General features: G+C 68.1%; 24 protein-coding genes and 1 riboswitch. Of the genes, 10 read left to right on the top strand and 14 right to left on the bottom strand.

Going from position 1 to position 26,786, the window contains the following annotated elements; translation table 11 throughout:
• Positions 1 to 70: 70 nt before the first annotated feature.
• Entirely contained in the window at positions 71 to 658 is a 588-nt protein-coding gene (locus P9K36_RS04195) for a TetR family transcriptional regulator (RefSeq protein WP_075379613.1), read from the bottom strand.
• 629 nt (positions 659 to 1,287) lie between these two features.
• Positions 1,288 to 2,292 (bottom strand): thioredoxin-disulfide reductase, encoded by a 1,005-nt coding sequence (gene trxB, locus P9K36_RS04200; RefSeq protein WP_043383250.1) that lies wholly within the window; start codon positions 2,290 to 2,292, stop codon positions 1,288 to 1,290.
• A gap of 35 nt (positions 2,293 to 2,327) precedes the next feature.
• On the opposite strand from trxB, the gene P9K36_RS04205 reads away from it, so the two are divergent.
• The gene (locus tag P9K36_RS04205) at positions 2,328 to 2,543 is read left to right on the top strand and encodes a hypothetical protein (protein ID WP_139239445.1); all 216 of its coding nucleotides are present in this window, start codon (positions 2,328 to 2,330) and stop codon (positions 2,541 to 2,543) included.
• A 124-nt stretch (positions 2,544 to 2,667) separates the two neighbouring features.
• Here the strand turns inward: P9K36_RS04205 and P9K36_RS04210 are convergent, their stop codons facing one another.
• The 4 genes from P9K36_RS04210 to carB form a co-directional block, all read right to left on the bottom strand.
• On the bottom strand, positions 2,668 to 3,717 hold the full coding sequence (locus tag P9K36_RS04210) for a mitochondrial fission ELM1 family protein (protein WP_043383257.1): 1,050 nt from the start codon (positions 3,715 to 3,717) through the stop codon (positions 2,668 to 2,670).
• Positions 3,718 to 3,768: 51 nt separating this feature from the next.
• Entirely contained in the window at positions 3,769 to 4,269 is a 501-nt protein-coding gene (locus P9K36_RS04215; RefSeq protein WP_043356024.1) for a hypothetical protein, read from the bottom strand.
• A 3-nt stretch (positions 4,270 to 4,272) separates the two neighbouring features.
• Entirely contained in the window at positions 4,273 to 4,749 is a 477-nt protein-coding gene (gene greA, locus P9K36_RS04220; protein WP_170861838.1) for a transcription elongation factor GreA, read from the bottom strand.
• A 90-nt stretch (positions 4,750 to 4,839) separates the two neighbouring features.
• On the bottom strand, positions 4,840 to 8,313 hold the full coding sequence (gene carB / locus P9K36_RS04225) for a carbamoyl-phosphate synthase large subunit (protein WP_043356025.1): 3,474 nt from the start codon (positions 8,311 to 8,313) through the stop codon (positions 4,840 to 4,842).
• A 334-nt stretch (positions 8,314 to 8,647) separates the two neighbouring features.
• Between carB and P9K36_RS04230 the strand changes: the two genes are divergently transcribed.
• Positions 8,648 to 9,055 (top strand): pseudoazurin, encoded by a 408-nt coding sequence (locus P9K36_RS04230; RefSeq protein WP_278306591.1) that lies wholly within the window; start codon positions 8,648 to 8,650, stop codon positions 9,053 to 9,055.
• Between the two features lie 35 nt (positions 9,056 to 9,090).
• Here the strand turns inward: P9K36_RS04230 and P9K36_RS04235 are convergent, their stop codons facing one another.
• Both P9K36_RS04235 and carA read right to left on the bottom strand, forming a co-directional pair.
• The gene (locus P9K36_RS04235) at positions 9,091 to 9,468 is read right to left on the bottom strand and encodes a hypothetical protein (RefSeq protein WP_043356030.1); all 378 of its coding nucleotides are present in this window, start codon (positions 9,466 to 9,468) and stop codon (positions 9,091 to 9,093) included.
• Positions 9,469 to 9,630: 162 nt separating this feature from the next.
• Positions 9,631 to 10,863 (bottom strand): glutamine-hydrolyzing carbamoyl-phosphate synthase small subunit, encoded by a 1,233-nt coding sequence (gene carA / locus P9K36_RS04240; RefSeq protein ID WP_043383260.1) that lies wholly within the window; start codon positions 10,861 to 10,863, stop codon positions 9,631 to 9,633.
• A 192-nt stretch (positions 10,864 to 11,055) separates the two neighbouring features.
• Between carA and P9K36_RS04245 the strand changes: the two genes are divergently transcribed.
• From P9K36_RS04245 to P9K36_RS04260, 4 genes are all read left to right on the top strand, one after another.
• The gene (locus P9K36_RS04245; RefSeq protein WP_043356034.1) at positions 11,056 to 11,517 is read left to right on the top strand and encodes a GatB/YqeY domain-containing protein; all 462 of its coding nucleotides are present in this window, start codon (positions 11,056 to 11,058) and stop codon (positions 11,515 to 11,517) included.
• Positions 11,518 to 11,617: 100 nt separating this feature from the next.
• Complete coding sequence (dnaG, locus tag P9K36_RS04250) at positions 11,618 to 13,510, top strand: DNA primase (protein ID WP_043755675.1); 1,893 nt, start codon at positions 11,618 to 11,620, stop codon at positions 13,508 to 13,510.
• 198 nt (positions 13,511 to 13,708) lie between these two features.
• Entirely contained in the window at positions 13,709 to 15,691 is a 1,983-nt protein-coding gene (rpoD, locus tag P9K36_RS04255) for an RNA polymerase sigma factor RpoD (protein WP_043356038.1), read from the top strand.
• A 76-nt stretch (positions 15,692 to 15,767) separates the two neighbouring features.
• Positions 15,768 to 17,027 carry an adenylate/guanylate cyclase domain-containing protein gene (locus P9K36_RS04260; RefSeq protein ID WP_043383266.1) on the top strand — a complete coding sequence of 420 codons (1,260 nt, stop codon included), beginning with the start codon at positions 15,768 to 15,770 and terminating at the stop codon, positions 17,025 to 17,027.
• A gap of 103 nt (positions 17,028 to 17,130) precedes the next feature.
• On the opposite strand, the gene P9K36_RS04265 is transcribed toward P9K36_RS04260, so the two are convergent.
• Together P9K36_RS04265 and P9K36_RS04270 are read right to left on the bottom strand one after the other, a co-directional pair.
• Positions 17,131 to 18,285 carry a glycosyltransferase gene (locus tag P9K36_RS04265; RefSeq protein ID WP_111474226.1) on the bottom strand — a complete coding sequence of 385 codons (1,155 nt, stop codon included), beginning with the start codon at positions 18,283 to 18,285 and terminating at the stop codon, positions 17,131 to 17,133.
• A gap of 383 nt (positions 18,286 to 18,668) precedes the next feature.
• The gene (locus tag P9K36_RS04270; RefSeq protein WP_236961578.1) at positions 18,669 to 19,178 is read right to left on the bottom strand and encodes a TIGR02281 family clan AA aspartic protease; all 510 of its coding nucleotides are present in this window, start codon (positions 19,176 to 19,178) and stop codon (positions 18,669 to 18,671) included.
• A 233-nt stretch (positions 19,179 to 19,411) separates the two neighbouring features.
• Positions 19,412 to 19,540, top strand: a riboswitch (TPP riboswitch).
• A 64-nt stretch (positions 19,541 to 19,604) separates the two neighbouring features.
• Here P9K36_RS04270 and thiO point away from each other — a divergent pair.
• From thiO to P9K36_RS04290, 4 genes are read left to right on the top strand one after another with little or no spacing between them, the layout of a single operon-like run.
• On the top strand, positions 19,605 to 20,828 hold the full coding sequence (gene thiO, locus P9K36_RS04275) for a glycine oxidase ThiO (RefSeq protein WP_278306592.1): 1,224 nt from the start codon (positions 19,605 to 19,607) through the stop codon (positions 20,826 to 20,828).
• Positions 20,825 to 21,037 (top strand): sulfur carrier protein ThiS, encoded by a 213-nt coding sequence (gene thiS, locus P9K36_RS04280; RefSeq protein ID WP_111474225.1) that lies wholly within the window; start codon positions 20,825 to 20,827, stop codon positions 21,035 to 21,037. The genes thiO and thiS overlap by 4 nt, the downstream gene beginning before the upstream one ends.
• Positions 21,038 to 21,039: 2 nt before the next feature.
• Positions 21,040 to 21,843, top strand: a complete 804-nt coding sequence (locus P9K36_RS04285) for a thiazole synthase (protein WP_043383279.1) — start codon at positions 21,040 to 21,042, stop codon at positions 21,841 to 21,843.
• A complete protein-coding gene (locus P9K36_RS04290; RefSeq protein ID WP_278306593.1) occupies positions 21,840 to 22,484 on the top strand; it encodes a thiamine phosphate synthase in 645 nt (214 codons plus the stop codon). The genes P9K36_RS04285 and P9K36_RS04290 overlap by 4 nt, the downstream gene beginning before the upstream one ends.
• A 152-nt stretch (positions 22,485 to 22,636) precedes the next feature.
• Here the strand turns inward: P9K36_RS04290 and P9K36_RS04295 are convergent, their stop codons facing one another.
• From P9K36_RS04295 to P9K36_RS04310, 4 genes are all read right to left on the bottom strand, one after another.
• On the bottom strand, positions 22,637 to 23,389 hold the full coding sequence (locus tag P9K36_RS04295; RefSeq protein ID WP_043356054.1) for a peptidase: 753 nt from the start codon (positions 23,387 to 23,389) through the stop codon (positions 22,637 to 22,639).
• Positions 23,390 to 23,433: 44 nt separating this feature from the next.
• Positions 23,434 to 24,261, bottom strand: a complete 828-nt coding sequence (locus P9K36_RS04300) for a transglutaminase family protein (protein ID WP_278306594.1) — start codon at positions 24,259 to 24,261, stop codon at positions 23,434 to 23,436.
• Positions 24,262 to 24,282: 21 nt separating this feature from the next.
• Positions 24,283 to 25,230, bottom strand: coding sequence for an alpha-E domain-containing protein (locus P9K36_RS04305; protein ID WP_043356057.1), 948 nt, complete (start codon positions 25,228 to 25,230; stop codon positions 24,283 to 24,285).
• A 65-nt stretch (positions 25,231 to 25,295) separates the two neighbouring features.
• On the bottom strand, positions 25,296 to 26,729 hold the full coding sequence (locus P9K36_RS04310) for a circularly permuted type 2 ATP-grasp protein (protein WP_043383289.1): 1,434 nt from the start codon (positions 26,727 to 26,729) through the stop codon (positions 25,296 to 25,298).
• Positions 26,730 to 26,786: the final 57 nt, after the last annotated feature.

Here is a 26,786-nt window from a genome sequence, read left to right on the forward strand (position 1 = left end):
CCATATAGATGACGATCATAATTTATAATGGCAAGTGGAAAGCGTGCCCTGTCGCCGCGGAGGCGCGCCCCTATCCGCTGTTGGAGGGTCCCGCCGCCGTATCCCGTTCGGGCGCTTCGGCACCCAGCGAGACGCGAGCTGCCCCCAGTATCTCCTCGGCCAGCGCTTCGTCGTCGACCGCGCGAGCCAGGACGACGGCACCGACCAGCGTCGCGAGCGATGACAGCGCACGCTGCCGCCTCTTCTGTTTCGGCGTCTTGGGCACGAGGGCCGCCATCAGGTCCACCATCCCGCGCACGCCTCGCGTGAAGCGGGATCGGACCGGGCTGTCCGGGGCTTCCCGTGCGACGTCGTTGGCGAGCGCAGCGACGGGACAGCCCATCCCGGGGGCGCGCACATGGGCGATCGACAGATAGTTGGACACGAGGCTGTCCAACTGTCCCCGTCCATTGTCGGTCAGCGCGGTCTCGAAGGCTTCGGCCGCCAGCGCGTCCTTGTTGGCGAATTGGCCATAGAAGCCGCCATGGGTGAGCCCCGCGGCACCCATGATATCGGCGACGCCGACGCCATGGAGCCCCCGCTCACGAAACAGGGTCGCCGCGACCTCGACCACACGCTGGCGGTTGAGCTTGGCCTGCTCCTGCGAAACTCTCGGCATCCCCGGATCCTCAGTGCGACGCGACCATGTTCAATTTAGATGTTTAGTATCATTTTTGAAGGGATCGTCTGTCGCGTTCTCTGCCCCAGCGCGGGCGGTAGCTATGCAATAGCTGGCGGACGTTTCGCCTCGATCGCGGTGCGTTCGGGGACGATCGGCGCGTGGATGTCCGGCGGAGGCTTGCCGTCGGGGACTTCACCCGGCACGCGGATGTCGGTCTCGAGCACCGCGTCCGCGTTGCGGATCTCCAGGTAGGCGATCTGGGCGAGCGGCCTCGGATCGCTTCGAGACCTTCTTCCGACGCCCGCAGAACGTCCGCTTACCCACACCCGACGGCCGAAGCGGACTGACCGCCTCCGCCCAAGTTCGGTCCTCTGGGACCTGTCGGTGTCGTGGAGGCGAAGCACACCGTTCCGGGAACGCACCGAGCCGTAAAGGTCGGCTTGCGCGGAGCCGAGGAGCGTTTTGAGGCCGCTCCAAGCAAGAAAGGACGGGCTGGTACCCTGGGGCCTAAGCCAGAGGATAGGGCCGCCGGGCGATGCGCGCGCCAACGTCGTGACCTCCAGCGCGTCGAAGCCCGGCGCCGCCACGTCAGTGCGGCGCTGGATGCAGGGCGCGCGTCCGCTCGCCTAGTCGTAGGCGCCGATCATCTCCGGTTCCTGCAACTCCTCGGTCCTGACCTTCGGGTCCGGGGAGTGCTCGGCGAGGAACTTCTCCGCCTCGAGCGCCGCCATGCAGCCCATGCCGGCAGCGACTACCGCCTGCCGGTAGACGAACTCGGCGCAATCGCCGGCGGCGTAGACGCCCTCGACGCTGGTCCGCGTCGTGCCCGGCACGATCTTGATGTAGCCGCCCTCCAGCAGTTCGAGTTGGCCAGCGAAAAGCTTCGTCGCCGGGTCGTGACCGATGGCGACGAAAAGGCCGTCGGCAGGCACGTCCCGCGTTGCGCCGCTGCCGGTGTCGCGCAACCGCACGCCGGTGACGGCCTTCACCGGCTCCCTTCGGCCGAGGACCTCCTCGACCACGTGGTTCCAGATGACCGAGATCTTCGGATGGGCGAACAGCCGATCCTGCAGGATCGGCTCCGCCCTGAAGCGGTCGCGCCTGTGGATGACGGTGACCTTCGAGGCCAGGTTGGCGAGGTACAGGGCTTCCTCGACGGCGGTGTTGCCGCCGCCGATCACGACGACCTCCTTGCCGCGATAGAAGAACCCGTCACACGTCGCGCAGGCCGACACGCCTGCCCCGTTGAACTCGATCTCGGAGGGCAGGCCGAGCCAGCGGGCCTGGGCCCCCGTGGCGGCGATCAGGGTATCGGCGACGTAGGTGTCGCCGGAATCCCCCTGGGCCACGAAGGGGCGCTGAGACAAGTCGACCGACACGATGGTGTCGGAGAGGATCCGGGTACCGACGTGCTCGGCCTGCAGGCGCATCTGTTCCATCAGGTCGGGCCCCTGAACGGCGGTCGCGAAGCCCGGATAATTCTCCACGTCCGTGGTGATCGTCAGCTGGCCGCCGGGCTGGATGCCCGTCACGAGGATGGGCTTCATGTTGGCCCGGGCGGCGTAGATGCCCGCGGTGTAGCCGGCCGGTCCGGCCCCGATGATGAGGACCTTCGTCTTGTGAGTGGTCATGGCGAGCCTGGACGTAGCGAGGGAGCGGAGATGTCTTGAATGTGCTCTACGCCGCAGCTTCAAGCACGGGCCGCGGACGGTCGTCGTTCGCCGGGCAGGTGTTAGGATCCACACACATCCGGGACGCCAGCGGTTCGGAAATCGTCGCGAGCACGTTCGGGATCTCGGTCCCGGCGGTGCCGGGCGTCTCGCTCCGGGAGCCACCGTGGCACATGGGCAAAGACCCGTCGCTGATCGCCGTGGCCGGTTGACTGGGCGGCGCGGGGATGGGCTTCATGTCGGCCAAGGCGGCACAGAAGCCCAACGTGCCGGCGGCGTGCCCGGAGCCGACGATCACGCGTTTGGCGTATGTGTGGGCCATCTGTTTCGGCCTCCTCAGGCCGGTCCGGCCGCGCGTCGTGCGGCATAGACGTCGGCGAGCGCCTGAGCGATCACCGGCGTCGCGTCGATCGGCTTGTACGTCAGCTCCGCCAACTGACCGGTGAACGGCCGCAGCGCTCCGGCGATGGCAAGCCCGGCGAACATCCGCCGATGCCGAATATAGGTGCGCGGCAGGTCGAACAGCAGGACCGGCGCGCCGGTCGCCACCGCTTCGCTCACCATGTTGGCCGAGTCGGAGGTGACCACGATCGCCTCGGCGAGCGCCAGCATGGCGACGTAGGGATTGTCGCCGGACCCGTCCCAGAGGAAGCCGCCGGTCTCTGCCGCAAGGGCCTTCACGGCTTCGCGGAGCGGGTTGGGCGTCCGGCGGGAAATCGTCACCATGAGCCGGCAGCCCTGCGCCGCCAGCCCGCGCAGATCCTCCACGAGACGGATCATGTCGGTCTTGCGGTAGCTCAGATGCCGGCTGTCGCCGCCGACCAGGACCGCCACCCGCGGACCGTCGAGGCGCGCGAGGCGCGGATCCGGGTGGGCCCGGGCGGCGGCCAGTCGCGCGGCCGTGACGAGATGCGGAGCCGTGAGGGTCGTGAAGACGTTCGGGCCGCGCAGGTCGTCGTAATCCGGCACCCAGATGAAGTCGGCGCTGTCCGCGCCCATCCGCGGATCCTTCAGGAAGGCCGTGAAGGTCCGGCCACCCGTGGCGCGGCGCACCGCCCGCAGGTAGGGCACGGACCGGCGCCCGGACGCGATCAGGATGTCGGGGTAGGGGCCCGACAGGGCGCCGGCGCGCCGGCGCGGGCCCTCGCGGGGGTCGATCGGCCCCCACGGTGCCATCCACCCGAACGGTCCGGAGGCGGGCACCTTACGGGTCTCGAAGGCGAGCCCCAGGGTCTCGGCGATGCCGACGCACTGGTTCTCGTCGCCGGCCTTGCCGTCGGTGACGATCCAGGCGCGGGCGCGGGCGAGTTCGGGCAGGCGCCCGGGCCGCGAGTCCAAGCGGCTGAGCGGCGCGGTCTGCGACTCCGTCACGTCGATGCTTGCCATGCTCCTCACCGGAAACGCCCTACGCCGCGGGCCGGGGCGGACGGCCCTTCTCTAATCCCGCGGCAGGTCGCGGGCGAGCCACTGGGCATAAATGTCGGCGATCGCGGCCAGCCGGCGTTGCTCGAATTGCGGATCGTACCACGCGCCCCCGTAGCTGGACGGCGTCGCGGTCATCTGCGGATAGCGTCCCAGCACTTGGCCCTTGGGCCCGACCAGCAGGGCTTCGCCCTCCATGTAGTCGGTCTGGAAATTGCTGCCGAAGCCGGGCCGGTCGCCACTGCCGACATAGGGGCGCAGCGACAGACTGGTGACGACCACGACGAGGCGCGGCCCGCGGCCGCCGATGCGACCGGCGAAATTCTTCCGCAGGGCCGATGTGAGATCGGAAGCCAGCGCCTCGGCCTGCAGGCCTGCGCCCTTGTCCACGAGCGGCCGCACATCGACCCGGATGTCGGAGAAGACGGCGGTGGCGGGAAAATCGCCTGCCGCCGCGGATCCCGCGACGACACCGAGAATCAGGCCGGCAAGCCAGCCCCAGGAACGCGGGCGCATGCCTCAGCCGCCGTACTGGACGGCGACGACCTCGTAGGACTTGCCGCCACCGGGGGTGGTGACTTCGACGGTGTCGCCGACGCCCTTGCCGATCAGGGCGCGGGCGATCGGAGACGTGATCGACACGCGCCCGGAGCGCACGTCGGCTTCCGGCTCGCCGACGATCTGGTAGGTCTTCTCCTCTTCCGTGTCCTCGTCGACGAGCTTCACGGTGGCGCCGAACTTGATCTTGTTGCCCGAGAGCTTGGTGACGTCGATGATCTCGGCCCGCGCGATCATGCTCTCCAGCTCCATCACGCGTCCCTCGTTATGGGACTGCGCCTCCTTGGCGGCGTGATATTCGGCATTTTCCGACAGGTCGCCCAGGGCACGGGCCTCGGCGATCGCCTGGATGATGCGCTGACGCTCCACCTGCTGCCGGTGCTTCAGCTCCTCTTCGAGGGCTGCGAAGCCGCGCACCGTGATCGGAACCTTGTCTATCGTCATCGTCTCGCGCCACAATGAAGAGGCCCGGCCGAGAGTGGAGCACTCTCTCCGGGCCACGAGATAAAGTCAGCGGAACCCTCAGGTTCAGGCCGCGAAGTATTCCTGCAACGCGCGGACCTTGAGATCGCCTTCTAGATAGGCCTTGATCCCCTCGGCCGCGGCCATCGCGCCGGCTAGAGTGGTGTAATACGGCACCTTATGCAAGAGGGCCGCGCGCCGGAGCGAGCGCGAGTCCGAGAGGGCGCCGGCCCCCTCGGTGGTGTTCAGCACGAGGTGGATGCCGCCGTTCTTGATCGCGTCGACCACGTGCGGCCGGCCTTCGAGGACCTTGTTGATCCGCTCGGCCGGAACGCCGTTCTCGACCAGATAGCGCTGCGTGCCGCCCGTGGCCAGGATGGTGAAGCCGAGATCGGACAGGAGCTTCATGGTCGGCAGGATGCGGGCCTTGTCGGCATCCCGCACCGAGACGAACACGGCGCCCGCCTTCGGGACCTGCGTGCCCGAACCGAGCTGGCTCTTGGCGAAGGCCACGCCGAAGCTGGTATCGAGCCCGATCACCTCGCCGGTGGAGCGCATCTCCGGACCGAGGAGCACGTCGACGCCGGGGAAGCGGGCGAACGGGAAGACCGCTTCCTTGACGGCGATGTGCGGCAGGGTCTTCGGCTTCAGGCCGAAGGTGGACAGCGCCTCGCCCGCCATGAGCCGGGCCGCGATCTTGGCGATCGGCTCGCCGATGACCTTGGCGACGAATGGTACGGTGCGCGAGGCGCGCGGATTCACCTCCAGCACGTAGATGACGCCGTCCTTGATGGCGTACTGCACGTTCATCAGGCCGACGACGTTGAGCGCCAGCGCCATCGCCTTGGTCTGCCGCTCCAGCTCGTCCATGATCTCGGGCGAGAGGGAGCGCGGCGGCAGGGAGCAGGCCGAGTCGCCGGAATGGATGCCGGCCTCCTCGATGTGCTCCATGATGCCGGCGATGAACACGTCCTTGCCGTCGCAGACCGCGTCGACATCGACCTCGACCGCATCCGACAGGTAGCGGTCGAACAGGAGCGGGTTCTTGCCCAGCACCGTGTTGATCTGGCCGGTCTTGTCGTTCGGGTACCGGGCCTTGACCTCTGAGGGGATCAGGCTCGGCAGGGTATCGAGGAGGTAGTCGGCGAACTGCGTCTCGTCGCGGATGATCGCCATGGCGCGGCCGCCGAGCACGTAGCTCGGGCGCACCACGAAGGGCAGGCCGAGATCGGCCGCCACGAGCCGGCTCTGCTCCACCGAATAGGCGATGCCGTTCTTCGGCTGCTTCATCCCGAGCTTGTCCAGCAGCCGCTTGAACTGGTCGCGGTCCTCCGCGAGGTCGATGGCGTCGGGCGAGGTGCCGAGGATCGGCACCCCGGCGGCCTCAAGGGCCCGGGCGAGCTTCAGCGGGGTCTGGCCGCCGAACTGCACGATGACGCCGTGCAGCGTGCCGGCCTGCTTCTCGGTCTCGATGATCTCCAGCACGTCCTCGGCGGTGAGCGGCTCGAAATAGAGCCGGTCCGACGTGTCGTAGTCGGTGGAGACCGTCTCCGGGTTGCAGTTGACCATGATGGTCTCGTAGCCCACCTCCGACAGCGCGTAGCAGGCGTGGCAGCAGCAATAGTCGAACTCGATGCCCTGGCCGATCCGGTTCGGGCCGCCGCCGAGGATCACGACCTTCTTGCGGTCCGAGGGTTGCGCCTCGTCCACCACCGCGCCCGCGAAGGGCGCCACGTAGGTGGAGTACATGTAGGCGGTGGGCGACTTGAACTCGGCCGCGCAGGTGTCGATGCGCTTGAAGACCGGGCGCACGGACAGCGCACGCCGCGCCGCGCTGACCGCGGCCTCGTCGGTCTTGGCGAGGACGGCGAGGCGCGCATCCGAGAAACCGGCGGCCTTGAGCTGGCGGAAGGCGCCGGGGGTCTTCGGCAGGCCGTGCGCCTTCACCCGGTTCTCCAGGTCGATGATCGCCTGCAGCTGCTCCAGGAACCACGGATCGATCTTGCACGAGGCATAGACCTGCTCGTGGCTCACACCCAGCCGCAGGGCCTGCGCGACCTTGAGAAGCCGGTCCGGGGTCGGCGTGCCGATCGCCGCCTTGATGGCGTTGTGGTCGTCGCCCTTGCCGAGGCCCTCGATCTCGATGTCGTCGAGGCCGGTCAGCCCCGTCTCCAGGGAGCGCAGGGCCTTCTGGAGCGATTCGGCGAAGCAGCGGCCGATCGCCATGGCCTCGCCCACCGACTTCATGGCGGTGGTCAGCGTCGGCTCGGCGCCCGGGAACTTCTCGAAGGCGAAGCGCGGGATCTTGGTGACGACGTAGTCGATCGTCGGCTCGAACGAGGCCGGGGTCGCGCCGCCGGTGATGTCGTTGGCGATCTCGTCGAGCGTGTAGCCGACCGCGAGCTTGGCGGCGACCTTGGCGATCGGGAAGCCGGTGGCCTTCGAGGCCAGCGCCGAGGAGCGCGACACCCGCGGATTCATCTCGATCACGATCATGCGCCCATTCTCGGGGTTGATCGCGAACTGCACGTTGGAGCCGCCGGTCTCGACACCGATCTCGCGGAGCACCGCCAGCGATGCGTCGCGCATCACTTGGTATTCCTTGTCGGTGAGCGTCAGCGCCGGGGCGACGGTGATCGAATCGCCGGTATGGACGCCCATCGGGTCGATGTTCTCGATGGAGCAGACGATGATGCAGTTGTCGTTCTTATCCCGAACGACCTCCATCTCGTACTCCTTCCAGCCGAGCACGCTCTCCTCGATGAGCACCTCGTTGGTCGGAGACGCGTCGATGCCGCGCTCGACGATGTCGAGGAACTCCTCGCGGTTGTAGGCGATGCCGCCGCCGGTGCCGCCCATGGTGAAGGACGGGCGGATGATCGCCGGCAGTCCGACCTCGGCCAGCGCCATCAGCGCCTGCCCGATCGCATGCTCGCCGTAGCGCTTGCGCCGGTCGGTCTCGCCCGCGGCCCAGCTCTTCTCGAAGGCGGCCAGCGCCTTCTGCCGCGCCTCCGGCTCCGCGTTGGCGGCTTCGATGCGGGCGATCTCGGCGAGGTAGGCCTGCCGGTCGGCCTTCTTGGCCGTTGAGGCGTTGGCCAGCGCCGATTTCGGGGTGTCGAGCCCGATCTTGGTCATGGCGTCGCGGAACAGGCTCCTGTCCTCGGCCTTGTCGATCGCCTCCGCGGTGGCGCCGATCATCTGCACGCCGTACTTCGCCAGCACGCCCATCTTCTGGAGCGACAGGGCGCAGTTCAGCGCCGTCTGGCCGCCCATCGTCGGGAGGATCGCGTCGGGGCGCTCCTTCTCGATGATCTTGGCGACGATCTCGGGGGTGATCGGCTCGACATAGGTCGCGTCCGCCATGTCCGGATCGGTCATGATGGTCGCGGGGTTCGAGTTCACCAGGACGATCCGGTAGCCCTCTTCGCGCAGCGCCTTGCAGGCCTGGGTGCCGGAGTAATCGAACTCGCAGGCCTGTCCAATGATGATCGGACCCGCACCGATGATCAGGATCGAGGAGATGTCGGTGCGTTTGGGCATCTGCGGCCTTGTCGGGCCAAGCGCGCCCGATCGGGCAGGGCTGACTTCAGCCCTGCTCCCGGACGCGCGTGGCGGGATTGTCGTTGAGCCCCGCGTTTACACGGGCCACGGGCGCATTGGAAGGCCGGGACAACCGCGCATCCTCACGGTGCGTTCGACGCATGGATGCGACGCCGGTCGGCCGAATTGGAGCTCTTATAAATGAACGCCCGCGCGGGAAGATTTCTTGCTGGGTTCCGGAGCGATTTGTAGGCCTCGATCGATCGGCCGATCCGTCGATCGATACCACAACGAGTCGAGACCGAAGATGCTCTGGCCAGCCCCTATTTCCGCAATGCTTCTGATCGGATCGATCCTGGGCGCGAACGCTTCGGAAGTCGCCATCAAGACCCTGAACAGCGGTCCGGGCGGGATGATGGTCTTCGACCCGGCCTACGTGAAAATCCAGCCCGGCGACACGGTGCGGTTCGTGCCGGCCGACAAGGGGCACAATGCCGAGCTGATCAAGGGCATGGCACCCGAGGGGGCAGCGCCGTTCAAGACGGTGGTCGGCAAGGAGGAGACCGTGACCTTCGACAAGCCCGGCCTCTACGGAATCAAGTGCTCGCCGCACTACATCATGGGCATGGTCGGCCTGGTCCAGGTCGGCGACAAGCCCGACAATCTGGAGGCGGCCAAGGCGGTCCCGCAGAACCAGCTGGCCGCCAAGCGCTTCGAACCGCTGTTCGCGAAGGTCGAGTAGGCAAACGGGGTGGCGCCAGGCCGCCCCGTCCCGACTCAGAGGCCGGCGTGAAGCGCCGCGACGGCCCGGTCGATCGAGAGATAGAAAACCCCGAAGGCCACCACGGCGGCGGCCGCGAACTCGACGGCGACGTTCGAGAGCGTCTGCGCGCGGCGCAGCGCCTCGCGGCCGAAGTAGAGAGAAACCCAGGCGAGGGCGAGGACCGCCGGCAAGGCGAACAGGTAGGACACCGTGCTCTCGACGCGGTCGAGCCCGCCCGTCGGATCGATGAGGGCTCGGATGTTGCGCACCCAGGGGGCGTAGAAGGCGGCATAGACGGCGGTCAGCCAGGACAGACCCACGGCGACGCCAAGGTGGAACGTGAAACTGCGATGCAGGCGGGAGAAATCGTCGCGCGCCTCGTCGATGGTCATCCGGCAATCCCCTGCGACGGGCCGAATGCGCGGGACGCGGATGCGCCGCCGTTCAGGGGCCGTCGTGGGCTCTCTTAAGCTGCCCGATCTGGCGGATTTTATGGCCCCGCCGCGGCCCGATTGGGATCGGGCCGCGGGAGCAACGCGGGCTCGGATCCGGTCTCAGGCGCCCTTGGCGGTCTCCGGCGTGCCGGAGCGCATCAGCGTCACGAAACGCTCGAACAGGTAGTGGCTGTCGCGCGGGCCCGGGGAGGCTTCCGGGTGGTGCTGCACCGAGAAGGCCGGGCGGTCGGTGAGCGTCAGGCCGCAATTCGAGCCGTCGAACAGCGACACGTGGGTTTCCACGGCCGTCTCCGGCAGGCTGTTCGGATCGACCGCGAAGCCGTGGTTCATCGAGACGATCTCGACCTTGCCGGTGGTCTTGTCCTTCACCGGATGGTTCGCGCCGTGGTGGCCCTGGCCCATCTTCACGGTCCGGCCGCCGAGGGCGAGGCCCATGAGCTGGTGGCCGAGACAGATGCCGAAGGTCGGCACCTTCGCGTCCAGGAGCTTGCGAATCACCGGGACCGCATAGGCGCCGGTCGCCGCCGGATCGCCGGGGCCGTTCGACAGGAACACGCCGTCCGGCTTCAGCGCCAGGATTTCCTCCGCCGCGGTGGTGGCCGGAACCACGGTGACATCGCAACCGGCCTGGGCGAGGAGGCGCAGGATGTTGCGCTTCACGCCGTAATCGATGGCCACGACCTTGAGGCCCTCGCCGGGCGCGCGCTTGCCGTAGCCGTTGCCGAGCGCCCACACGGTCTCCGACCATTCAGACGGTGCGCGGCTGGTCACCGGCGGCACGAGGTCGAGCCCTTCCATGGGGGCGAGGGCCGCCGCCCGGGCCTTCAGGGCCTCGCGGTCGAACTTGCCCTCGGGATCGTTGGCGATCACCGCGTTCGGCATGCCCTGGTCGCGGATGCGGGCGGTGAGCGCCCGGGTGTCGACGCCGGTGATGCCGACGATGCCACGGGCCTTGAGCCAGCCGTCGAGATGCGACGACGAGCGCCAGTTCGACGGCTTCGTCACCGCCGAGGCGATCACCGTGCCGCGCACGCCCGAGGCCGGTGCCGCCTCCAGGCTCTCCAGATCCTCGTCGTTGGTGCCGACATTGCCGATATGCGGGAAGGTGAAGGTGACGATCTGGCCGGCATAGGAGGGGTCCGTCAGGATCTCCTGGTAGCCGGTCATCGCGGTGTTGAAGCAGACCTCGCCGTCGGCCACGCCGGTCTGACCGATGCCGAAGCCCTCCAGGATGGTGCCGTCAGCCAGCACCAGCAAAGCTGTCGCGACGGGCTCGGCCCAGGGCTCGGGCGCCCGAGTCTCGGGGGCATGCGCGGCGGCGTCTTGCAGCATGGGCTGAGTCTCGCTTATGTCCGGCCGAAGGCGGGCACCGGGTTGCGGCGCTCTCGGCTTGCAGCATGATCGTGTGCGGCGCTCTTAGCGAGCGGCCCGCGATGGGGTCAATGTGGTCCCGGCGCCCGCAGGGCTCAACACCCGCAAACCGCAGGCCAGTCCCCCGCTTCGACCGTTGGAAGGTTCACCGAGATGCTGCGCGCGCGCTTCACCACCGAGATGAAGGAGGCCATGAAGGCCGGCGACAAGGAAAGGCTCGCCACCGTCCGCATGATCCAGGCCGCCCTCAAGGACAAGGATATCGAGGCGCGGGGTCTCGGCAAGGAGCCGGCCTCCGACGAGGAGATCCTGTCGCTGCTCCAGAAGATGATCAAGCAGCGCACCGAATCGGCGTCGGTCTACGAGCAGGGCGGCCGCCCGGAACTCGCCGCCAACGAGCGCGCCGAGATCGCCATCATCGAGAGCTTCCTGCCGAAGCAGATGGACGAGGCCGAGATGAAGGCGGCCGTCGAGGCGGCGATCGTCGAGACCGGCGCGGCCGGGCCCAAGGACATGGGCAAGGTGATCGGCGCCCTGAAGGGGACCTTCGCGGGCCGGATGGATTTCGGCAAGGCGAGCGGTCTGGTGAAGGCGGCGCTGGCCGCGAAGGGCTGAGCCTCTCCCCGCAATCCTCCACCGGATTTCGAGCGCGTGAGGGACTCCGTTACGCCTCACGCGCTATAGGTGCGGGTTCACGCAACCCATCCCAGGCCCCGTGCGCTATCCGCCCCACATCCTGGAAGAGATCCGCTCCCGGCTGCCGGCCTCGTCGGTGGTCGGCCGCCGCGTGCAGTTGAAGAAGGCCGGCCGCGAGTGGCGCGGCCTGTCGCCGTTCAACGCCGAGAAGACGCCGTCCTTCTACGTGAACGACCAGAAGCAGTTCTATCACTGCTTCTCGTCCTCCAAGCACGGCGACATCTTCACCTTCCTCATGGAGACGGAGGGTCTCAGCTTCCCCGAGGCGGTCGAGCGGCTGGCGGGCGAGGCCGGCGTCAGCCTGCCGGCCCCCACCGAGGACAACCGCGCCAGCGAACGCAAGCGCGCCGGGGCGATCGAGGTCATGGAGATGGCCGCGCGCTGGTTCGAGGACCGGCTTCTCGCGGGCCAGGGCAGCGAGGCCCGCGCGTATCTCGAACGCCGCGGGCTCAAGGACGAGACGCAGCGAGCCTTCCGCCTCGGCTACGCGCCGAACGATCGTTACGCCCTGCGCGACCACCTCGCCGGGCAGGGGGTCGACAAGGCGCTGATGGTCGAACTCGGCCTCATCGCGGCCGGGGAGGGCGTCTCGGTCCCGTACGATTATTTCCGCGACCGGGTGATGTTCCCGATCACCGACACACGCGGCCGGGTCGTGGCCTTCGGCGGGCGGGCCCTCGCCAAGGAGGTGCGCGCCAAATATCTGAATTCCCCCGAGACGCCGCTCTTCCACAAGGGCCGCACGCTCTACAACCTCCACGGCGCGCGGAAGGCCGCGCACGAGCGCGGGTCGATCATCGCGGTCGAGGGCTACGTCGACGTCATCGCCATGACGCTCGCCGGCCATCCCGAGACCGTGGCGCCCCTCGGCACCGCGCTGACGGAGGATCAGCTCGGCCTGCTCTGGCGCCACGCCGACGAGCCGATTCTCTGCTTCGACGGCGACAAGGCCGGCCAGCGGGCGGCCTTCCGGGCTCTCGACATCGCGCTCCCGCTCCTCGCGCCCGGCCGCTCGCTCCGAATCGCGCTGCTGCCCGGCGGCCAGGATCCCGACGACCTGCTGCGGTCGGGCGGCCCGGCGGCCATCGATCAGGTGCTGACGGCGGCGTTGCCGCTCTCCGAGCTGCTGTGGCGGCGCGCCCTCGAAGCGGGGCCGGTCGACACGCCCGAGCGGCGCGCCGGCCTGACGCAGACCCTGCGCACCACCGTCGCGACGATCCGCGACGAGACCGTGCGGCGCTATTACCGCGACGATATCGAGGAGCGCCTGCGGAGCCTGTCACCCCGCAGCGCGCGAGCCGCCGCCGGCGGGGCTCCGCGCGGACGCCCGCGCTTCACCCGGCCCGGCGAGCCCGTTTCGCCGCGCATCACCGGGAGTCCGAGCCCCTCCATGACGGCCTCGGCAGGCTTCACGGGCGCCGCTTCGGTGCGCGAGGCGGTCATCGTGGGCACCCTGCTCGCCCATCCCGAGATGATCGCGGAGTTCGGCGAAGAGACCGCCGATCTCGATTTCGAGGATCCGGATGCGCGGGGGATTCTATCGGTCCTCCTGGCCTGCGCCGCCGAGGACGAGCATCCGGTGCCGGAAGTGTTGCAGAATCGCATCAATCGCGCCGGACTTGCTGCGGCTGCCGAGAGAATCCTCGCCCTGGCCCGCTCTCGGGACCGCACGACCCTGGCCCCGCACGCTGATCCCGCACACCGCGCAGACGCCCTGAGACAGGCGATGATCTTGCACCGGCAGGCAGGAGCGCTACATAGCGAACTTCGCGAAGCACGGCAGGCGTTTGAAGACGATCCGACCGATGCCGGATGGGCATGGCTCTGCGAAGTGAAGGCGAGGCTGGAAACCGTCATCGCCGCCGAGGCGGAGGCCGATGCACCGGTGTCGAGCGACTCGACGGCCGCGTGATCCCTGTGTCATGGCGGTGGCGGCGGGCGGAGTCTCGCCATAGTTAACAATCGGTCAAGCCTCAGGCTTGCATACGGAAACCGACGACTCAAGGCGACTGGAGCAATCCGGCGCCGATCTCATACAGCGGCGCCGACGGCGTGGAGCGGCCCCATCGGGGCCTCCGCAACGCGCCGCGTGCGAAACAATAGGCTGATCATGGCGACGAAGGCAACGGAACGGGACGAGACGGACGCTGCCCCCGAGCAGCAGACCGACGGGCCGCTCCTCGACCTGACGGATGCTTCGGTCAAGCGGATGGTGAAGCTCGCCAAGAAGCGCGGCTACGTGACCTACGAGGAGGTCAACGAGGTTCTGCCTGAGGGCCAGTCCGATCCGGACCAGCTCGAGGACGTGCTGTCGCAGCTCTCCGAGATGGGCATCAACGTCGTCGAGGCCGAGGAGACCGACGAGGCGGCCGGCGAGAAGGCCGCCGAAGGCGAGGAAGAGGAGGCCGAAGGCGGCGAGGTCGCCGAGGTCGCGCCGGCGCGCGCCGTCACCGTCGCCACGACCACCAAGGAGCCGACCGACCGGACCGACGATCCGGTGCGGATGTACCTGCGCGAGATGGGCTCGGTGGAGCTCCTGTCCCGCGAGGGCGAGATCGCCATCGCCAAGCGCATCGAGGCCGGGCGCGAGGCGATGATCGCGGGGCTCTGCGAGAGCCCGCTGACCTTCCAGGCGATCATCATCTGGCGGGACGAGCTCGTGGAGGGCAAGGTCCTCCTGCGCGACATCATCGATCTCGAGGCGACCTACGCGGGGCCGGACGGCAAGAACGCGCCGCAGCTCGGCGAAGGCGAGGAAGGATCCGAGGACGGCGAGCCGCCGGCGCCCCCGGAGGGCGGCGACGACGAGGACGACCTCGAGAACAACGTCTCGCTGGCCGCCATGGAAGCCGAGATCAAGCCGCGGGTCCTCGAGACCTTCGACGCGATCGCCGCGAACTACCGCAAGCTGCGCAAGTTCCAGATCGAGGGCACCGAGCGCAAGGCGGCGGGGGAGCAGAACACCCCGGCCCAGAATCAGAAACAGGCCGAGCTGAAGGACATCGTCGTCGCCGACGTGAAGTCCCTGTCGCTGAACAACAACCGCATCGAGGCGCTGGTCGGTCAGCTCTACTCGATCAACAAGCAGCTGATCGGCCACGAGGGCCGGCTGATGCGCTTCGCCGAGAGCCACGGCGTGGCCCGCGACGAGTTCCTGCGCCACTATCAGGGTTACGAACTCGATCCGAACTGGATGGAGCGCGTCGGCACGCTGGGCGGCAAGGGCTGGAAGAACCTGGTCGAGCGCGGCTCGAAGCAGGTGGCGGAGCTGCGCGCGCAGATCCTCGATCTCGCCTCCGAGACGGGCTTGGAGATCGGCGAGTACCGCCGGATCGTCAACATGGTCCAGAAGGGCGAGCGCGAAGCCCGGCAGGCCAAGAAGGAGATGATCGAGGCGAACCTGCGCCTCGTGATCTCCATCGCCAAGAAGTACACGAACCGCGGCCTGCAGTTCCTGGACCTGATCCAGGAGGGCAACATCGGCCTGATGAAGGCCGTGGACAAGTTCGAGTACCGGCGCGGCTACAAGTTCTCGACCTATGCCACGTGGTGGATCCGGCAGGCGATCACCCGGTCGATCGCCGATCAGGCCCGCACGATCCGCATCCCGGTGCACATGATCGAGACGATCAACAAGATCGTCCGGACCTCGCGCCAGATGCTGCACGAGATCGGCCGCGAGCCGACCCCGGAAGAGCTGGCCGAAAAGCTGGCCATGCCGCTGGAGAAGGTCCGCAAGGTCCTGAAGATCGCCAAGGAGCCGATCTCCCTCGAGACGCCCATCGGCGACGAGGAGGACAGCCACCTCGGCGACTTCATCGAGGACAAGAACGTCGTCCTGCCGATCGACGCGGCGATCCAGTCGAATCTGCGCGAGACCACGACCCGGGTGCTCGCCTCGCTCACGCCCCGCGAGGAGCGTGTGCTGCGCATGCGCTTCGGCATCGGGATGAACACCGATCACACCCTCGAGGAGGTCGGCCAGCAATTCTCGGTGACCCGCGAGCGCATCCGTCAGATCGAGGCCAAGGCACTGCGCAAGCTGAAGCACCCGTCGCGCAGCCGGAAGCTCAGGAGCTTCCTGGACAACTGAGCCCACGCCGCGGATTACGCGGCGCTTTCCCGTCGACCGCGTTGCTTCGGCGCTGCGCGGCATCCACTCTGGCGCCATGCTCGAACGCCGCCCGCCACCGCCCGGATCCCCGACGGCCTTCGCGGACGGATCGGAGGCCGACGACGTGCCCTTCGGCGCGCTCCAGCCCTCCGTCGGCATCCGCGACTGGCTGCTCGGCGAGGGGGCGCGGATGCCCAACGCCGAGGAGATGCTCACCGGGCTCGCAGAGCGTCTGATCGCCGTCGGCGTACCGGTGGACCGGGCATCGACGGCCATCGACACCCTGCATTCGGAATATGCCGGCGTTGGCCGGATCTGGACCCGGGACGGCGGCACCACCGTGCGGCTGTTCCCGCACGGCGCCCGCTCGACGGATGCCTATCTCAACAGCCCGTTCCATACGGTCCACGCCACCGGCGATTGGCTGATCCTCGACCTGTCCAAGACGCCGGACGACGCCTACGCGATCGTTCCGGACCTGAAGGCCGGCGGCTACACCCACTACGTGGTGGCGCCGTTGTTCTTCACGAACGGCACCCAGAACGGCATCACCTTCGCCACGCGGGCCCCTGATGGGTTCCGGGACGACGACATCGCGATCCTGCGCTTCGTCATGCCGGCGCTGGCGGCCGTGATGGAGATGCGCGTCCTCAACAAGCAGCTCGACCACGTCCTGCGGCTCTATGTCGGCGACGAGCCGCACCGGGCGATCCTGGCCGGCGACATCCGCCGCGGACAGGTGACGCGGATCCGCTCGGCGATCCTGTTCGCCGATATGCGCGACTACACCCGGACCTCCGCCGACATGACGCCCGAGGAGGCCGTCGGCCTGCTCAACGTGTTCTTCGACTGCCTCGTGCCGCCGATCGAGCGGGAGGGCGGCGAGGTCCTGAAGTATCTTGGCGACGGTCTGCTGGCGATCTTCCGGGAGTCCGGTGACGACCTCGGCGGCGCGGCCAAGGGTGCGCTCACGGCGGCCCAGCACGCCCTGGCGGCCCTCGACGAAGCGAACGCCCTGCACCAGTTCCCGGTACCGGTGGCCGCGGGCATCGCGCTCCACCACGGCGAGGCCGCCTACGGCAATGTCGGGTCCGGCTCCCGCCTCGACTTCACGGTGATCGGCCGCGACGTGAACCTCGCGAGCCGCATCGCGCAGCTGAATCGCACCCTCGGCGAGCCGCTGCTGATGTCCAAGCCCTTCGTGGACTTCCTCTGGGGGGATCCGATCCCGCTGGGCGAGCACCGGCTCAACGGGTTCGACGAGCCCATGGCGGTCTTCCGGCCAAAGTTCCTGCGCCCGCGCAAATCCAGCTGAGCCCCTCTCCGATCGCGTCCTCGATCGGCTCTCGGCGTCAGGAAGCCGTCCCACCCGTCCGCCGTGAACCCTGCCCCGCAGCCGATCCGTGCGCCGCTCGGACTCACCACGTCGGCACGAACGGCAGAGTGTAAGGGTTGTGTCGGCAACCCCAGACCGGGTCGATCATCCTCGCCATCACCTCCCGGGCCAAGGCGCCGGCATGTATGGCCACCTCCTTCGGGACATGCCTCCGTTCGAGGATCTTCAGGCAGGCATGTCCGCACGCGCTGTACTGGCCGATATGGTACGCGTTGATGGCGAACTCTTCGAGTATGCCGTATTCGTAGACCCACGGATTCAGGGAAATCCCCTCGCTCGGAAGTTCGAGTGCCAGGCCCGCCTCCGCGTATCGATATCCGTCCGCGAACCGCTTCCTCAACCGGCAGAACCGACTGGCCCCGTGGCGCGCTTCCGCCCGCGCGGGGCGGACGGAGGTCGCGCGCTCGTAGAGCTGCAACACCCTGTCCTCCGGCTCATCGAGGCGCTCCGCGTTCACAGCGGCCATCAGCAGATTGTAATAGATCTCCTCGTCCCATCCGCCCAGCTCTGCTCGTTTCAGAAAGCATTCGAGAGCTTTCCTGTATTCTCCAGCAGCATTATACGTTGTCCCGAGGTACATCGTGTATCGGGCGATCATGTGGGGATCGGTCTCGACCGCCAACGCCTTCTTGAGAACGGCGATATCCCGCGCGTCCGCCGTGGTGTCGCGGTGACGGGCGCCGTCATCACCCCGGCGCATCGCGAGGGGAAGGACCGGTGTCTCGGAGACGCCGGGGCAGCTGAGAAATTCGTGCAGGACGCCCCGGTAGCGCCAGTTTTCCCGGCATCTGACCAAATGGGTGCGCCAGTATCGCGTCTGCTCGTCGATGATCTCGAACCGATAGCCGGGCGCATGCAACTTCGGCATCGTGAAGTCGGCCGGGATGACCAGCTCATCATCCGCATCGATGATCAGAGCGTACTGCGCGTGACGCCGCGCGAGTTTCAGGGCCTCGTTCCGATTGAAGGCAAAATCGACCCAGGGGCGCTCGACCAGGGCCCCCGGTATGTCCGCGAGCGCGGCACGGACAATATCCTGTGTTCCATCCGTCGATCCAGTGTCAACGATGATCCAATGATCGATAATCGGACGAACAGAGTCGATGCACCGACGGATCACGTGGGCTTCGTTTTTCACAATCATCGATAAGCAGATCGTGGATTCGCGATTCTTCATCCTGAAGCCGCCCCGTCATGCACTCACGCCTCGAACGCGCAGTCATCACGGCTACTAGCACCACATCAGCGCATTCACAAAACGACCGATTGCTCCATGACAATTCTGATTGATCGGCGTATTTGCAGCTTTATCGGGGTCAAACTCAGAAATATTCAAACACAATAACCTAATATCTATAAATTAACCGGGAAAGATTGAATTATTCAACCGGTCGGGGACCATCCATCATCGGGCCGTCCGTGGCCTGCGCACCGAATATTTTCCGCGCAGGATCGGCCGCGTGATCGACCTGGTCCCGCAGCCGATCCCGGGGAGACGGGCCGCGCCAGCCGCCGTTGGCGCACCGCGACCCTAGAGATCGGCATGGGCGTTCGGGCGTTTCAGCCCCTCAGAGTCATCGTGCTGCCGGACACGCCGAAATCGCGCAGGCGTCTGAGGAATGACATGCCCAGCAGGCTGGTGGACAGGAGCCCGCGCGGGATCACGACCGCATCGACGTCTCGCACCGTGATCGATCCGATCTGCACGATCGCGATCCGGATCGGCGCCACGCGAACCGTCCCGTTCGCGGTGTTCCAGACGCGCGTGAAGTCGGACGCAGCGACCTGGATCCCGATCCGCGCGGCATCCTCCTCGGAGAACGCGCAGGCGCTCGCCCCGGTATCCACCATCATCGGCAGTGAACGGCCGTCCAGCAGAGCGTTGACGAAGAAGTGGCCGTTGCGGCCAGCCTGGAGGGCCACACCGGCGGCGGCACGGCCTGCGAGATCCGGCTCCGGCGGCGGTGCGACGGCGAGCGCGACCGGCGCCGCCCGCATGCCGTCGCGCACCTTCAGGACGGCCGTGACACCGAGAAAGCCGAGCATGCAGATCAACAGGATTGTGCGCACGCAAATTCGCCCGTGACGTGGAGTGCCGGCGCCCGGAGGAGGTCCGGGATCCCGGCGATCAGATCCCAGACGCGTGAAGGGATGGTGCGCGCCGCCTATCGCGACCGCTGTCCGCGCGCCGATTCCGGTCCGCTTGGTGTCTGGACTGTCACCGCGACCCGCGGATTGTCACGGGAATGATGCAGGGGCGGCGGCGCGGGGTTGACCGACACAAGCCGTGACGCCACATCTGCGTCTGTTCCAGGGAGATCCCCGGCAAGGGGCTGAGAAACCGCTGGCACGTCCCTCAGGACCTGCGGCGCGGAAATCCTTCGAACCTGATCCGGCTCATACCGGCGTAGGGATTGGACCGCGGCCGCCCGAAAGGCAGGCCACAGCTTCTGGCAGAAGCGCACGGCCCGCTCCCCGCGACGGCAATCCGCGGAGATGCCTGTGCCCTTCGACCGACCTGCCTCACCGATCGGCCGCCGCCGCAATCCCGAGGGCGTCGTCGCGCCCGCCGTCCTGCCGGCGCGGACCGACGTCGCCGTCATCGGCGGCGGGCTGATCGGTCTGTCGATCGCGTGGCGGCTCGCGCGGGCCGGCCGTACGGTGACCGTGCTGGAGCGGGAGACGATCGGCGCGGGCGCGAGCCTCGCGGCCACCGGCATGCTGGCTCCGGCCGCCGAGCACGAGCCCGGCTCGGACCCGCTTCTGCCGCTCGCCCTGGACTCGCTCCGGCTCTGGCCCGGCTTCCGCGACGCCCTTGAGGCCGAGTCCGGCCGAACCATCGACTATCGGGCCGACGGCACCCTGGTGCTGGCGGTCGGCCGCGACGAGGTCGAACGCCTGCGCTTCCGCTACGACCTGCAGCGCCGCTCGGGACTCGACGCCACCTGGCTGCCGGGCAGCGAGGTGCGGCGCCTGGAGCCCGGCCTGCGCCCCTCCGTCACCGCCGGGATCCACTGCCCGCTGGACCATCAGGTCGATCCCCGTCTGGTCATGGAGGCCCTCAACGAGGCTTGTCGCCGGGCCGGCGTGATCCTGGTGGAGCGGACCGCCGTCACCACCCTCGACTGGTCGGGCGGCCGCGTGACCGGGATCCGCGCCGCCGACCGCGTCGTCGCCGCGGAGACCGTCATCCTGGCCTCCGGCGCATGGAGCGGGGAGGGCGGTCTGCTCCCCGACGCGCTCGCCCTTCCGGTCCGCCCGCTGAAGGGCCAGTCCCTGGCGCTGCGCACCACCGCCCGCACCGGCACCCTCGCGCGGATGGTCTGGACCGAGCAGGTCCACATGGCGCCGAAAAGCGACGGCCAGCTCATCGTCGGCGCGACCGTGGAGGATTGCGGCTTCCGGCCCGGCGTCACCGCGGGCGGGCTCTACGCGCTGCTGGAGGGCGCCCGCCGGGTGCTGCCCGGTATCGAGGAGATGGAAATCGAGGCCGTCTGGAGCGGCTACCGCCCGACCTCGGACGACGACGCGCCGATCCTCGACACCATCGCACCGGGCCTCGTCGCCGCCACGGGGCATCACCGCAACGGCTACCTGCTCGCCCCGGTCACCGCCGAGGCGATCGCCGCGCTGGTGTTGCACGGCGCGCTGCCCGAGGTCGCCCGTACCTTCACCCGCCTGCGCTTCGGCCAGCCGGACGCGCTGAGGGCCTCGGCATGAAGCTCGTCGTCAACGGTGAGCCGCGCGACTGCGCGGCCGAGACGGTGGACGCGCTGTTCCGCCTCGAGGCCGCGGAGAGCGGCATCGAGAGCCCGCAGGGCGTCGCCATCGCGCTGAACGGCCGGGTGCTGCGCCGCCGCGACTGGGAGGAAACCCGGATCGCGGAGGGCGACCGCGTCGAGATCGTTCGCGCCATGCAGGGAGGTTGAGCATGGATCAGACCCATACGCCGCTGCGTCCCGAAGGTGGGGATGACAGCCTGACCATCGCCGGCGTGAGCCTGTCGTCGCGACTGTTCATCGGCACCGCCGGCTATCCGACGCAGGCGATCATGCGCGACGCCGTCCAGGCGAGCGGCGCCGAGGTGGTCACCGCCTCGATCCGCAGGGTCTCGCTGCAGGGCCACGGCTCGGACACGGTCAAGATCTTGAAGGGCAAGCGCTTCCTGCCGAATACCGCCGGCTGCGAGACGGCCCGCGACGCGATCATGACCGCCGAACTCGCCCGTGAGGCGCTCGACACCAACTGGATCAAGGTCGAGGTGATCGGTGACCGGGAGACGCTCTACCCGGACGTGATGGAGCTGATCGAGGCCTGCCGCCATCTCGTCGATGACGGCTTCGTGGTGCTGCCCTACTGCAACGACGACCCGATCGTATGCCAGCGCCTGGAGGATATCGGCTGCGCCGCCGTGATGCCCATGGGCTCGCTGATCGGGTCCGGGATGGGCATCGCCAACCCGGCCAATCTCGAACTGATCTGCCGCAGGGCGAAGGTGCCGGTCGTGGTCGATGCCGGGATCGGCACCGCCTCGGATGCGGTGATCGCCATGGAACTCGGCGCCGCCGCCTGCCTGATCAACACCGCGGTGGCCAAGGCCGACGATCCCGTGCGCATGGCCCGCGCCATGGGCCGGGCGGTGGAGGCCGGACGCGACGCGTATTGCGCCGGGCGCATTCCCCGCCGCGGCCGGGCCGAGCCATCGAGCCCGCAGCTCGGCCTCGTCGGCTCGTGAGGGCGCTGCCGTCGCCGCTGCTCGCGGTGACGGACCGGCACGGACATCCACGGCCGCTCGCCGAGACGGTGCAGGCGATCCTCGATGGCGGCGGGCGCTGGATCTGGTTCCGGGATCGCGATCTTGAAACGGACGCCCGTCGGCACCTCGGCGAGGCCGTGGCAGAGCGCGTGCGCGCCGCGAAGGGCGTCCTGACGGTCGGCGGTGACGTCGCGTTGGCGCGCGCCCTCGGGGCCGACGGCGTCCATCTCGGCGGCGGCTCGGGACCGGAGGCCATCGCGGCGGCGCGGGCGGCGCTGGGAGAGCGGGCGCTGATCGGCGTGTCGGCCCATGCGGCGCACGAGGTTGCCCAGGCGGCGTCGGCCGGTGCCGATTACGCCACCCTCAGCCCGATCTATGCGACCGCCAGCAAGCCGGGCTACGGCCCGGCGCTCGGCCTCGCGGGGCTCGCGGCGGCCTGCAATCGCGAGCTTCCGATCGTGGCGCTCGGCGGTCTCGACGCGGACCGAATCGGCGGATGCCGGGCCGCCGGGGCGGCGGCGGTCGCCATCATGGGTGGGCTGATGCGAGCGCGCGAGCCGGCCGAGGCCGCGCAGGCCGTCCTGAAGGCCTGGAGCTTGGCCCATCGCGCCCCCGCGTGAGGGGCGCAACCTGGTCGGCGCACGGGCCTCGCGACCGGCACGGACCCGGGGCCCTTTGCTCCGCTCGGAACGACGGGCGGGGCGATATCAGCCGCGAGTCCGCGCGGACACGGCGCCGGATTGGATCCTCGCGCAAGCCCTACGCGCAAGCCCTATTTGTCCGCCGGCCCGTAAGGCGGCCGCGGGATGGCCCGATGCGCGGCCCGGAGCGCCGCCGACCAGCGCTCGCGCAGGTCGTGGAAGTAGCCCTCACCAGCCTCGATCCGGTGATTCACTTCCAGCGTCAGCGCGTTCCGGCGAACCAGGGCGATGTCGATCGGCAGCCCCACGCCGAGATTCGACCGCATGGTCGAATCCATCGAGACGAGGCTGACCTTGAGGGCGTCGTACAGCTCGGTCGTGTATCTCACCGCCCGGTCGAGGATCGGCTTGCCGTACTTGTGCTCGCCGATCTGAAGGAAGGGCGCATCGGTGCTGCACTCGATGAAATTGCCGGCCGAATAGATCAGGTACAGGCGCATCTCGCCATTCCCGATCTGGCCGCCGAACAGCAGCGAGATCGAGAACCGGATGTTGGCCGCCTCGAACCCGTCCTTCTCGATCGCCCGCACCCGTCGGATGGCCCGGCCGATCAGCTGCGCGGCCTGGAACATGGTCGGCGCTTCGACGAGCTTCTGCGGCGGCTCGTCGTCCTCCTCGCCGGGCACGCCCTCCTGGAGCATGCTGAGGACAGACTGGGTGATCGAGAGGTTACCGGCCGAGGCGAGCATCATCACCCGCTCGCCCGGCACGTTGAAATGGTGCAGCTTTCGGTAGGTCGAGATATCGTCGAGCCCCGCATTGGTACGGGTGTCGGCGACCATCACCAGCCCTTCCTCGACCAGGACACCGACGCAGTAGGTCATTGTCTTCGGATTCTCCTACGGCCGGCGGACCGGTGTCTGAACGATCAGGATTGGGCGGCGGTCCTGCCTTGCTCGACCCGGAGCTTCACGTCCAGTGTTTCGGTGCCACCCCCCGTGCGGCTGCCGCGGATCGGGGCTGCGCCGAGATAGTCCAGGCCCGTTGCGACGCGGATGTAATTGTCCGAGGGGCTGACGTCGTAGCACGGATCGAACGCCACCCAGCCGAGATCCGGCACCAGGGCCTCGACCCAGCCATGGGGCGCCTCGACATCCGCCTGCCCGTCGTCCCGGGCCCGGTAACCGGCCACGTAGCGGGCCGGGATGCCGATGTGGCGGGCGGCGGCGAGGAAGACGTGGGCGAGATCCTGGCAGACGCCGCTCCCGGCCGCGAAGGCCTTGGCGGCTGGAACCGCACTGGAGGCGGGGCCGGGCTCGCAGGTCACCGCGCCGCGGACGGCGCCCATCAGCCTGTGAAGGAGAGCCAGAACCGCACCGTCGCCCTCCGCGGCGACGCGTTCCGCGAAGGCGTGCAGCTCGGGGCTCGCCGCGCACAGGTCCGTGTCGCGCAGGAAGAACTGATCCGGCAGGCGCTCCACAGTGCCGCGCACGACACCGTTCGTGTCATCGGTATCGACCTCGCCGGTCACGCGGATGGTGAGGGCGTCGGCCGGCTCGTCCGGGGTGAACCAATGGACGACATTGCCGAACCCGTCCTCGCGGGCGGTGAGCCGCCCGTCGATGGTGGTGTCGATCCGCCACGTGCGGACGTATTGGCCGTCATGATCCCGGGGCGTCAGCCTCAGGACCTGCACGAGCCCGCGGGCCGGCTGCTCGTAGGTGTAGATGGTCTCGTGAACCACGCGGATGCGCATGCGCTGTCCTGTCCGTCTCGTTCAGCCGACCAGATACTGCTTGGCGATCGCCTCGCCCACCCTGTTGTTCTCGGCAATGAACGCTTCGACGAATTCGTGCAGCCCTGAGGCGAAGACTCGGTTGATATCCTCGCCTTCCAGTTTCGCCAGCATGTTGCCGGCGAGCCGCTGGCTCGGGCCCCGGCGCCCGTAGGCGTCGGCGATGAGATCCAGGTACTCGACGATCACGCCGTAACAATTGGCGAAGGAGCGCGGCATCTGCTTGTTGAGCATCAGCAGGTCGGCCACCAGCAGCGGCTTGACGCTCTCGCGATACACCCAGTGATAGGCATTGAACGCCGAGACTTCGCGCAGGATCGTGGTCCACTGGAAGTAGTCGAGGCTGCCGCCCACCGTCTCGTCGTGCGGCAGCAGGATCTGGTACTTCACGTCGAGGATGCGGGCGGTGTTGTCGGCCCGCTCGATCGCCGTGCCGAGCCGTGTGAACCAGAAGGCGTCGTTGCGCAGCATCGTCCGGAAGGCCGAGCCGTCGAAGGTCAGCGAGACGGTCTTCACCCAGTCGAGGAAGCGGCCGAACTCGTCGCGGTTGAGGTCCTTGCCGGCGTAGTTGCGCAGCTCCAGCCACGCGCCGTTGATCGCGTCCCACATCTCGGTGGTGAGCGCCGTGCGCACCGAGCGGGCATTCTCGCGGGCCGCCTCGATGCAAGAGCGGATCGAGGACGGGTTGTGCGGGCTGAAGGCCAGAAAATCGCAGACCGTGTCGGCGTTCACCGCACTGTAGTGCGTCTTGAACGCGTCCGGGTCGCCGGCAGAGGCGAGGGCGGATTCCCACTCGTTGCTCCCGCCGCCGCCGTAGCTCGTCGGCAGCGAGGCGAAACGGTGGGCCGCATCGAGGATACGGGCGACGAAGTCGGCCCGCTCCACGTAGCGCGAGAGCCAGAAGAGATTGTCGGCAGTCCTGGAAAGCATCGGTCTTCAGCCAAGTCGTGCGGACCACGGTGTCCGCGCCTCGGAACGTCCGGACGTCGCGGACCTTAGGCGTCGAGCACCCAGGTGTCCTTCGTGCCACCGCCCTGGCTGGAATTGACCACCAGGGACCCTTCCTTCAGCGCCACCCGGGTCAGACCGCCCGGCACGATCCGGATCTTGTCCGCCCCGCACAGCACGAAGGGCCTCAGGTCGACGTGACGGGGCGCAACGCCGGAGGCCACGAAGGTCGGGCAGGTGGAGAGCGAGAGAGTCGGCTGGGCGATGAACCCGTCGGGCGCGTGCTTGAGCTTTCGGGCGAAGTCGTCCAGCTCGCGCTTGCTGGCGTGCGGGCCGACCAGCATGCCGTAGCCGCCCGAACCGTTGACTTCCTTGACCACCAACTCGGAGAGGTTGTCCATCACGTACGCGAAAGCGTCCTTCTCGCGGCAGCGATAGGTCGGCACGTTGTGCAGGATCGGCTCCTCGCCGGTGAAGAATTTCACGATCTCCGGCATGTAGCTGTAGACGGCCTTGTCGTCCGAGATGCCGGTGCCGACCGCGTTCGCCAAGGTGACGGAGCCGCGCTCGTAGGCGTTCATCAGGCCGGGCACGCCGAGCACCGAATCGGGCCGGAAGACCAGCGGGTCGAGGAAATCGTCGTCTAGGCGGCGGTAGATCACATCGACCTTTCGCGGCCCCTCGGTGGTGCGCATGTAGACCACGTCGTCCTTGGTGAAGAGGTCGGATGCCTCCACCAGCTCGACGCCGAGCTTATCGGCCAGGAACGAGTGTTCGTAGAACGCAGAATTGTAGCGGCCTGGCGTCAGCAGCACGACCGTGGGGTCTCGGGTCGTCGAGCCCGGCGCGAGGCTGCGCAGGGTTGCGAGCAGGGAGTCCGGGTAGTTCTCCACCGGCGCGACCCGGTGCTTGGAGAACAGGTCCGGGAACAGGCGCAGCATCACCTCCCGGTTCTCCAGCATGTAGGAGACGCCCGACGGGATCCGGGCATTGTCCTCCAGGACGAAGAAGTCGTTCTCGCCGGTCCGCACGATGTCGATGCCGGCGATGTGGACGTAGAGGTCGTGGGGGACCCGGAAGGACCGCATCTCCATGCGGTAATGGGCGTTCCGGTAGACGAGATCGGCCGGGATGATGCCGGCCTTGATGCACTCCTGGGCGCCGTAGATATCCTTCAGGAACAGGTTGATGGCGGTGACCCGCTGCTTCAGCCCACGCTCCAGGAAGGCCCATTCCGGCTTGGTGATCACTCGGGGAATGATATCGAACGGGATCAGGCGCTCGGTCGATTCGTTGTCGCCGTAGACCGCGAAGGTGATGCCGATCCGGCGGAACAGAAGCTCGGCCTGGCTGCGACGGGTGTTGAAATGCTCGGGCGGCGTGGATTCCAGCCAGGCCTTGAGCTGGCCATAGGCGTCACGGACGGCAGCCGGATCGGACGCGCCGATCCCGTTCATCTCGTCGAAGGCCGTCACCGCCATCTCACTCCTCCCGTACGCTCCCGCTTCTGAGGCAAGAGGCGCGCCATTCATTCATGG

The sequence above is a fragment of the Methylobacterium sp. 391_Methyba4 genome (assembly GCF_029691625.1).
GTDB lineage: Bacteria > Pseudomonadota > Alphaproteobacteria > Rhizobiales > Beijerinckiaceae > Methylobacterium > Methylobacterium fujisawaense.

Coding starts and splice junctions, on each gene's coding strand:
- P9K36_RS04195 (WP_075379613.1), bottom strand. CDS start 658: ATGCCGAGAGTTTCGCAGGAGCAGGCCAAGCTCAACCGCCAGCGTGTG.
- trxB (WP_043383250.1), bottom strand. CDS start 2,292: ATGACCACTCACAAGACGAAGGTCCTCATCATCGGGGCCGGACCGGCC.
- P9K36_RS04210 (WP_043383257.1), bottom strand. CDS start 3,717: ATGGCAAGCATCGACGTGACGGAGTCGCAGACCGCGCCGCTCAGCCGC.
- P9K36_RS04215 (WP_043356024.1), bottom strand. CDS start 4,269: ATGCGCCCGCGTTCCTGGGGCTGGCTTGCCGGCCTGATTCTCGGTGTC.
- carB (WP_043356025.1), bottom strand. CDS start 8,313: ATGCCCAAACGCACCGACATCTCCTCGATCCTGATCATCGGTGCGGGT.
- P9K36_RS04230 (WP_278306591.1), top strand. CDS start 8,648: ATGCTTCTGATCGGATCGATCCTGGGCGCGAACGCTTCGGAAGTCGCC.
- P9K36_RS04235 (WP_043356030.1), bottom strand. CDS start 9,468: ATGACCATCGACGAGGCGCGCGACGATTTCTCCCGCCTGCATCGCAGT.
- carA (WP_043383260.1), bottom strand. CDS start 10,863: ATGCTGCAAGACGCCGCCGCGCATGCCCCCGAGACTCGGGCGCCCGAG.
- P9K36_RS04245 (WP_043356034.1), top strand. CDS start 11,056: ATGCTGCGCGCGCGCTTCACCACCGAGATGAAGGAGGCCATGAAGGCC.
- rpoD (WP_043356038.1), top strand. CDS start 13,709: ATGGCGACGAAGGCAACGGAACGGGACGAGACGGACGCTGCCCCCGAG.
- P9K36_RS04260 (WP_043383266.1), top strand. CDS start 15,768: ATGCTCGAACGCCGCCCGCCACCGCCCGGATCCCCGACGGCCTTCGCG.
- P9K36_RS04265 (WP_111474226.1), bottom strand. CDS start 18,285: ATGAAGAATCGCGAATCCACGATCTGCTTATCGATGATTGTGAAAAAC.
- thiO (WP_278306592.1), top strand. CDS start 19,605: ATGCCTGTGCCCTTCGACCGACCTGCCTCACCGATCGGCCGCCGCCGC.
- thiS (WP_111474225.1), top strand. CDS start 20,825: ATGAAGCTCGTCGTCAACGGTGAGCCGCGCGACTGCGCGGCCGAGACG.
- P9K36_RS04285 (WP_043383279.1), top strand. CDS start 21,040: ATGGATCAGACCCATACGCCGCTGCGTCCCGAAGGTGGGGATGACAGC.
- P9K36_RS04295 (WP_043356054.1), bottom strand. CDS start 23,389: ATGACCTACTGCGTCGGTGTCCTGGTCGAGGAAGGGCTGGTGATGGTC.
- P9K36_RS04300 (WP_278306594.1), bottom strand. CDS start 24,261: ATGCGCATCCGCGTGGTTCACGAGACCATCTACACCTACGAGCAGCCG.
- P9K36_RS04305 (WP_043356057.1), bottom strand. CDS start 25,230: ATGCTTTCCAGGACTGCCGACAATCTCTTCTGGCTCTCGCGCTACGTG.
- P9K36_RS04310 (WP_043383289.1), bottom strand. CDS start 26,729: ATGGCGGTGACGGCCTTCGACGAGATGAACGGGATCGGCGCGTCCGAT.